Raw genomic sequence first — 7,491 nt, 5'->3', positions numbered from 1 at the left:
GTCAGGCACCGTTGCTTGCTCCTTCGTCGCCTACGCAACGGCGCCTGACCGGCGACCCGGCCGCGAACCGGCCACTGCGTGGCCGACCCTCCCTAGGGGTCGGGGTGCTGGTTGGCTACCGTCATGGCGTGTCGCAATCAGTTGAACCGCCTGCTGTTCCCCTCGTGTCGAAGGTGATAGCGGGTTTGCGGCAGGGTGCGGCGTTTCTTGTTGTCGGGGCGATCGGGTTTCTGGTCGACGCGGGGACCTACAACCTTTTGGTGTTCTGGGGTGGGGGTTTCTCCTTCTCCGAAGGTGTGCTCTATCACTCGCCGCTGGTCGCCAAGATCATCGCGATCGTGGTGGCGACGGTAGTCACCTACTTCGGCAACAAGTGGTGGACCTACTCGCACCGCAAGTCCGGCAGCCCTGTTCGGGAATATGTTCTGTACGCGATCGTCAATGTCGTAGCGATCCTCCTGCAACTCGGCTGCCTCGGCTTTTCCCGATATGTGCTCGATCTGTCGTCACCGCTGGCGGACAACATTTCCGCCACTGTGGTCGGGCAGACGATGGCGGTCGTATTCCGCTATTGGGCCTACAGCAAATTCGTTTTCACCGGCTCATCGGCAAGCGATGAGCAACACGCGCGGAGTGCGGCAACTCCTCACTGACAACGCGCGGGTGGCGTGTGATTGATATCCTCGCCCCGCCCGCCGCGACGCCCTTCTTTACGTGACTGCCTGCGCCGGCGCAGTCGATACCGAGAATTTCGAGGACTTCATGGAGCAGTCGGCTACCAAAGCCGTGACCGAATCGAACGATCGGCGCGAGGCCGCGCCCGCATCGCTGCGGGGTGAACACTCAGCGCCCGAGCGGCTCGTGCTGGCCCGAGGCATCTTCACCGGGCCGTCGGCGCGGGTGAACGACGACCTCTACGCCGTCGTCAAGGGGGGTGCCGCGGTCCGGGAACGGCACTCGCTGCACCTGCCCAAGGGCGCGACCGCACACACCAACACCTACTTCGGCCGGTTGGCTGCCAGTTACTGGCAGCGCTGGACCACCGTCACCGAGGTGTCGGTGGGTGCGCATCTGGTGGTCGGCAACAAAGCGAATGTGCGGCTGGTCGCCTCCGATATCGCCGGGCACCGCCGGATCATCGCCTCGCTGGTGGCAACGAGCAGCGGGGTCGTCTCGCTGACGGCACCGCTGGATCAGTACGTCGACGGCGGCGCGTTGTGGCTCGAGTTCGACGCCGTCGGGGGCGAACTCGACATCACCGAACTCGCCTGGACCGCGCAGGCGCCCGAGAAGGTGCGCCCGGTCGCCATCGCGATCTGCACCTTCAACCGGGCCGAGGACTGCGCGCACACCGTCGCCGCGCTGGCCTCGGACGCGACCGTGCTGGCCGCGATCGACGCGGTGTACGTCGTCGACCAGGGCACCGACCTGGTCGAGGACCGCCCGCTGTTCCAGCAGGTCCGTCCTGATTTCGGTGACAAACTGCGCTACATCCGCCAGCCCAACCTCGGCGGCGCGGGCGGCTTCACCCGTGGCCTCTACGAGGTGTCGGCGGCCAACGAGCACGCCGACGTCATCCTGATGGACGACGACATCCTCTGCGAGCCCGAAACCGTGCTGCGCCTGCAGGCGTTCGCCAACCTCACCGTCGAACCGACCCTGGTCGGCGCGCAGATGCTGTTCCTGCTCAACCCCGACTATCTCAATGTCGGCGCGGAGGAGGTGCACCTGCACGAGCTCAAGCACGGCCAGAAGGTGCCCAAGGCGCTGCGCAACACCTCCATGCTCAAGAAGAACCAGGAGCGCCGGGTCGACGCGGGCTACAACGCCTGGTGGACCTGTTTGATCCCGGCCGAGGTGGTGTCGAAGATCGGGCTGCCGGTGCCGATCTTCTTCCAGTGGGACGACGTCGAGTACGGCATCCGCGCGCGCGAGCACGGTTTCGTCACCGTCACGCTGCCCAACGCCGCCGTCTGGCACGCCGACTTCTACTGGAAGGACTACGACGACTGGGCGCGGTACTTCTCCACCCGTAACTCGCTCATCGTCGGCGCCCTGCACACCGATCTCGACGGCAAGGCGATCACGCGCGAGTTCTTCCGCTACATCGCCGAGCACCTCGTCGGCATGCAGTACGGCCTGGTGCACACCACGCTGCAGGGCATCGAGGACTTCCTGAAGGGTCCGAAGGCGTTGCGCGACGGCGGTATCGACGCGCTGGCCGCCGCCCGCAGCACCCGCAACGACTACCCCGAGACGATCAAGCACCCCGCGGCCACTCCGCCGGTGAACTCCGCCGACATCTCGGTTCGCCGGGCCAGCGGCGAACCGAGCCGCGTCACCCTGGTGCTGATCAAGCGCGCGATCACCCAGTGGACCGGCCGCACCCAGCCCGGTCTGATCGGCGTCACCCGCGAGGACGCGCACTGGTGGCACATCGGCCTGTTCGAGCACGTGGTGGTCACCGACGCTTCCCAGTCCGGCGTGCGGGTACGTCGCCGGGACAAGGCTCGTGCTCGCGCACTGCTCATCCGCGCCTACCGCACCTTGCGCAAGCTCCGTAAGGAACTCCCGGCGTTGCAGGCCGAATATCGCAGGGCCGTACCGGAACTCACGAGCCGGGAGAACTGGGCACGGCTGTACGGCATCGACCCGAGCTGACCCGTGACGCGTTTCGTCCGGCCCGCCTCCGCTGCTGACGCGGAGGCGGCCGCCGGGCTGCAAGCCGAATTGCACACGCATTTCGAGGTGCACCGTCCGGCCGACATCATGCGCCGTACACGGCGGCTCACCCAGAACGACTACTCCGCCTGGCGACCGGCACCACTGCTGATCGTCGAAGACGAAACACCGATCGGTTTCGCGACTTACGACCTGTTCCAGCCGAGCAAGTGGTCGGCGGGTGAGCTACGGATCTCGGAATTCCTGATCACGGAGTCCTCGCGGGGCGCAGGTGCGGGCGCGGCCCTGCTCGCCGCCGTCCACGAGGCAGCGAGCGCCGCGGAAGTAACGGTGAGCGCGCCGAACCAGGCCGACCCGGATGTGTTCACGACCGTGGAGCGCTACATCGGCTCCCATGTCATCAACTTCGCCTACGAGCGGGCTCGAGCCGGGCACTGGTCGTCGCTGCGTGCCGAGGCCGAGGAAAAAGGCTGGCCCGCACCACGACTCGACGACCTGTGGCACACCGAACTCCACGACGATCCCGAACCCGGCCACCTGTACGCCGAGGGTGAGGTTCCGTTCATCCTGCTGCCGGACGGCCGGGTGATCACCGCGCGATTCCGGACGATCTATGTCAAGGAATATCTCGGTCACGGCCCGGAGAACCGCTGGACGCTGGCCCTGTCAGGGAGCGAGTTGCGCACGGTGGGCGGGCTGGAGATCGACCACAGCTGGTCACGAGCGGAGAACCGTCCCGCGCTCGCGGTGGCCATGGACGACGGCCGGCTCATGGTGAATTACTCCTACTACGCCGGCAACCATTTCGGCTCCGACTCGGGCACCATCGACTACATCATCGATCTGGCCGAGGCCACCGTGTCCCATCGCGCACACGTCACCTTCGAACAGGATTAGCGAGATCATCAGGCACTGACGCAGTTCGGCTCTCGGCCGGTGTTCGCGTGAGCGCCTGATGATCAACTACTCCGGCTCAGCGGCGGCCGCGTTCGCGGTAGTTCTTCCGCTGCTGTTTGCTGATGTCGCGCCAGACTCGTTCGCGTTCGGCGGCCAGGCGTTTGTCGGTGCGGGCCGCCATCCAGTCGTTCTCTCTCGCGAGTTTGCGATAGCTGGTCAGCCTGCGTTCGGTGATGGTGCCATCGGTTAGTCCGGCCTGAACCGCGCAGCCGGGTTCGGTCTCGTGGACGCAGTCGGCGAAACGGCAATCGGCAGCGAGGGATTCGATGTCGCTGAAGGTCTTGCCGATGCCTTCCGCGGCGTCGTAGAGCCCGATGCCGCGCAGGCCGGGGGTGTCGATGAGCGTGCCGCCGCCGGGCAGTGGCCGCAGCTCACGGTGCACCGTGGTGTGGCGGCCTTTGCCGTCCACCGCGCGAACCGCGTTGGTGGCGAACACGTCCGCGCCCAGCAGTGCGTTGGCGAGGGTGGACTTGCCCGCACCGGACGGCCCGATCAGGGCGACGGTGCCGTTGAGCACCGCGGTGAGCACCTCGAGACCGACCGCGGCGGCGGCGCTCACCGCCACCACGGTCGCGCCGGGCGCCACCGCACGCACCTCGTCGAGCGGAAGATATTCCGCCGCATCGGCTTTGGTGAGCACGACGACCGGCTGGGCATTGCTCTCCCACGCGAGGGCGAGCATTCGTTCGATCCGCCCCAGGTCGACGTCACCATCGGCGGCAGAGCAGATCAGCACGGTATCCACATTGGTGGCCAGCACCTGGGCCACCGAGCGCCCCGACACCGACGATCGCATGATCGCCGAGCGCCGGGGGAGCAGCTGCCGCACAATGCCTTCGGCATCGAGTCCGACCCAGTCGCCGGTGCACAGTCCGGTGATGTCGCGCGGGCAGGCGGCTCGCGCCGGGCCGTGCGGGGTCACCACATCGCATTCGCTGCGGTCCATCCGCACGATGCGAACGGGTGCGAGATCGCCGAGCAGCGGCAGATATTCAGAAGCTACGGCTTCGGTCCAGCCGTAAGGGACGAGCAGGTCGTAGTCGACCATCGTAAGGAATCCTTCGTCGGGTGCCGAACCCGAACGACGGGTTCAGCGAGTAGAGGTGATGTCCGGAGCAACCTGGGCAGGCGCACAATCGCGCCGCCCGGCCACGGCAATCCACACGTGTGTACTCACGGACATCCACCTCCTCTCCAACGTTCGAACACCACTGTGCCCGACCACGCCGACACCCGGCAACTCATTTTCCGTGCGCGGTCCCGCGCCGTCGTCACAGAGGCGAACTCGCGCTGTTGCGCGGCCCGATGACGGCACGCCTGCTGTCCCGCAGGTAGGCGTTCGGGGCTACGGCACGAATACTTCGGTCGACTGGGGGATGTTGGGCTTGTCGGTGCGGACCGTGACCTGGACTCGACCGGGGCCGGTGTTCGCGATCACGTCCTGGACCGGGTAGGTGCTGGTGCTGGTGGCCGGGATGAAGCGGGTCACCGAGCCGGTGGCGCCGCTGTCCAGGTTCTTCCAGTCGACGACAACGTTCACATCGCATGCCAGCACGGTGGGCGCCCAGTTGCCGAGTGGGGAGAAGCCCTGCGAGACGCGCAGGGCGATGCTGTGGGTGGCGCCGGGCGCCACGCTCGGAGAATTGAGCGGTCCGTCGAACGCGGTGCCCGCCACGTTCAGGATGCCGACGCAGACGCCGTTGCCCAGGGTAGCCACCGGCGCGGTCCTGACTTCGTTCATCACGCAGGAGCGCGGGCCGACATTGGACCAGCCGAGCTGGCACTGGTCGTCCGCCTGGGCGGTGCCGGGGGCGGCGAGACAGAGCGCGGCGCCGGCGAGCACGGTCGCCGCGGCGGATGCGAAACTCTTTGCGAAGGTCACGGTTCGCATCGTAAGACCGAACGGCAGATTGTTGCCAGAGGGAACTACCCCCTAGTTTCGGGGGCTAGTCGGGTTTACCGAAGTGCTCGTTGCGGCCCAGCGACCGCAGCCGGAACCATTCCTTGAGGCCGGCCGGGTCGCGGCGGGTCACCAGGAAGAACCAGGAGAATCGGATCCACTCCTGCGGCAACAGCTTCCGCATACCGGGCTGCGACATCAGGTAACCGCGATTGCGGTAGGTGAAGTAGCGCTTCACCGGATCGTCCGGGTACTGGGTGTGCATTCGCCCGCCCAGGATCGGCTTGAATTCCTCGGCGCCGTTGGGATGCAGGTAGGCGGTCTGCAAGCAGGTGCCGAACGGCAGCCCGGAGCGGACCAGGCGGCGATGCACCTCCACCTCGTCGCCACGCACGAACAGCCGCAGGTCGGGCACGCCGATCAGGTCGACGGCCTTCGCCGAGATCAGCGCGCCGTTGAACAGCGACGCGATGCCGGGCAGGAAGTCCTCGTCGCCGAGCTCCGAACGCAGCCGCCGCCACACCACGCCGCGGCGCAGCGGGAACGCGAGCCGGTCCGGCTCGTCGATATCGCAGACCACCGGCGACACCTCGACCAGGTTGTGCCTGCGCGCGCAATCGATCAGGGTCGCGAGTACTTCGGGCCCGTCGGGGCGGCCGTCGTCATCGGCCAGCCACACCCAATCCGCGCCCTGGGTGAGCGCGTGCAGCATGCCGAGCGCGAAACCGCCCGCGCCGCCGAGGTTGTGGCGTGAACCCAGGTAGGTGGCCTCGATCGGCTGCTGCGCGACCAGCTCGGCCACCGCGTCCTCGTTGGCGTTGTCGACGACGATCAGATGGTCCACCGGACGCGTCTGCGAGGCGAGCACTTTCAACGACTCGGCGAGCAGTTCGCGACGCTTGTGCGTGACGACCACCGCGATGATCCGCGCGGTCGGGCCGGTCTCGGTCGTGATGTCGGCGGGTTCGGCACCGGGGGGCAGTTCCGCGTCGTCGGGCAGCACCACCGCGGGCAGCGCGTCGCCGGGCAGCACGGCGGCGGGCTCGACGGGTGCCGGCGTCGCCTCGAGACGGTCGGTCATGCTGAACCCACCCGGCACGGCAGCCGGGGCAGCCTCGTCACGTTGACCGCTCATACCTGATTCTGCTCCAGCTTCTTCTCGCCCGCCGCGCCGAGTGCGCCCTCGGTTTCCAGATCACGCAACACCTGTGCCACGTGATTACCCGCCTCGGGCCCTTCATACGCTCGCACAACGTCCTCGATCCCGCCCTGTTCGCGGATCTGACCGTGGTCGATCCACATCGCGGTATCGCAGAGCTGGGCGAGGAATTCGTTGGAGTGGCTGGCGAACACCAGGATGCCCGACCGCGCGACCAGCGACTGCAGCCGCGTACGGGCCTTCTTCATGAACTCCGCGTCGACCGCGCCGATGCCCTCGTCGAGCAGCAGGATCTCGGGGTCGATCGAGGTGACCACACCCATCGCCAGCCGCACCCGCATGCCGGTGGAGTAGGTGCGCAGCGGCATCGACAGGTACTCACCGAGCTCGGTGAAGTCGGCGATCTCGTCGATCTTGGCCATCATCTGCTTGCGCGTCTGCCCGAGGAACAGGCCGCGGATGATGATGTTCTCGTAGCCGGAGATCTCCGGGTCCATGCCGACGCCGAGGTCGAACACCGGCGCCACCCGGCCGCGGATGCGCGCACTGCCGCGCGAGGGTTCGTAGATGCCCGAGAGCAAACGCAGCAGCGTCGACTTGCCCGCGCCGTTGTGGCCGACCAGGCCCACCCGGTCGCCTTCTTTGAGCGAGAGGTTGATGTCGCGCAGCGCCTCGACCACCACCACATCGGAGCTGTTGCGCCCGATCGCGCCGCCCGCCTTGCCGAGGAACGCCTTCTTCAGCGACCGCGACTTGGCGTCGAAGATCGGGAACTCGACCCACGCCTCATGGG

At 67.1% G+C, this 7,491-nt stretch carries 7 protein-coding genes; 3 read left to right on the top strand and 4 right to left on the bottom strand.

Going from position 1 to position 7,491, the window contains the following annotated elements:
- Nucleotides 1-104: 104 nt before the first annotated feature.
- From ACFWF3_RS17045 to ACFWF3_RS17035, 3 genes are all read left to right on the top strand, one after another.
- Nucleotides 105-653, top strand: coding sequence for a GtrA family protein (locus ACFWF3_RS17045; protein WP_378996790.1), 549 nt, complete (start codon nucleotides 105-107; stop codon nucleotides 651-653).
- A 109-nt stretch (nucleotides 654-762) separates the two neighbouring features.
- Nucleotides 763-2,661: a glycosyltransferase gene (locus ACFWF3_RS17040; RefSeq protein ID WP_379314411.1), complete on the top strand. Its 1,899-nt coding sequence runs from the start codon at nucleotides 763-765 to the stop codon at nucleotides 2,659-2,661.
- A 3-nt stretch (nucleotides 2,662-2,664) separates the two neighbouring features.
- The gene (locus ACFWF3_RS17035; RefSeq protein ID WP_379314410.1) at nucleotides 2,665-3,579 is read left to right on the top strand and encodes a GNAT family N-acetyltransferase; all 915 of its coding nucleotides are present in this window, start codon (nucleotides 2,665-2,667) and stop codon (nucleotides 3,577-3,579) included.
- 76 nt (nucleotides 3,580-3,655) lie between these two features.
- On the opposite strand, the gene rsgA is transcribed toward ACFWF3_RS17035, so the two are convergent.
- The 4 genes from rsgA to ACFWF3_RS17015 all read right to left on the bottom strand — a co-directional run.
- Nucleotides 3,656-4,687 carry a ribosome small subunit-dependent GTPase A gene (gene rsgA, locus ACFWF3_RS17030; protein ID WP_379314409.1) on the bottom strand — a complete coding sequence of 344 codons (1,032 nt, stop codon included), beginning with the start codon at nucleotides 4,685-4,687 and terminating at the stop codon, nucleotides 3,656-3,658.
- A gap of 297 nt (nucleotides 4,688-4,984) precedes the next feature.
- Complete coding sequence (locus tag ACFWF3_RS17025) at nucleotides 4,985-5,521, bottom strand: hypothetical protein (RefSeq protein ID WP_379314408.1); 537 nt, start codon at nucleotides 5,519-5,521, stop codon at nucleotides 4,985-4,987.
- Nucleotides 5,522-5,585: 64 nt separating this feature from the next.
- On the bottom strand, nucleotides 5,586-6,674 hold the full coding sequence (locus ACFWF3_RS17020) for a glycosyltransferase (protein ID WP_378996802.1): 1,089 nt from the start codon (nucleotides 6,672-6,674) through the stop codon (nucleotides 5,586-5,588).
- Nucleotides 6,671-7,491 (bottom strand): ABC transporter ATP-binding protein (locus ACFWF3_RS17015; protein ID WP_379314407.1); only part of this gene is annotated, 821 nt, incomplete at its 5' end. The genes ACFWF3_RS17015 and ACFWF3_RS17020, both read right to left, overlap by 4 nt.

It is taken from the genome of Nocardia sp. NPDC060220 (assembly GCF_042727815.1).
Taxonomy (GTDB): domain Bacteria; phylum Actinomycetota; class Actinomycetes; order Mycobacteriales; family Mycobacteriaceae; genus Nocardia.
This window is presented reverse-complemented; position numbering and strand designations above follow the sequence as displayed.

Excerpts from the sequence above, each read along its gene's own strand:
- ACFWF3_RS17040 (WP_379314411.1), top strand. The coding sequence starts at position 763 with ATGGAGCAGTCGGCTACCAAAGCCGTGACCGAATCGAACGATCGGCGC.
- rsgA (WP_379314409.1), bottom strand. The coding sequence starts at position 4,687 with ATGGTCGACTACGACCTGCTCGTCCCTTACGGCTGGACCGAAGCCGTA.
- ACFWF3_RS17020 (WP_378996802.1), bottom strand. The coding sequence starts at position 6,674 with ATGAGCGGTCAACGTGACGAGGCTGCCCCGGCTGCCGTGCCGGGTGGG.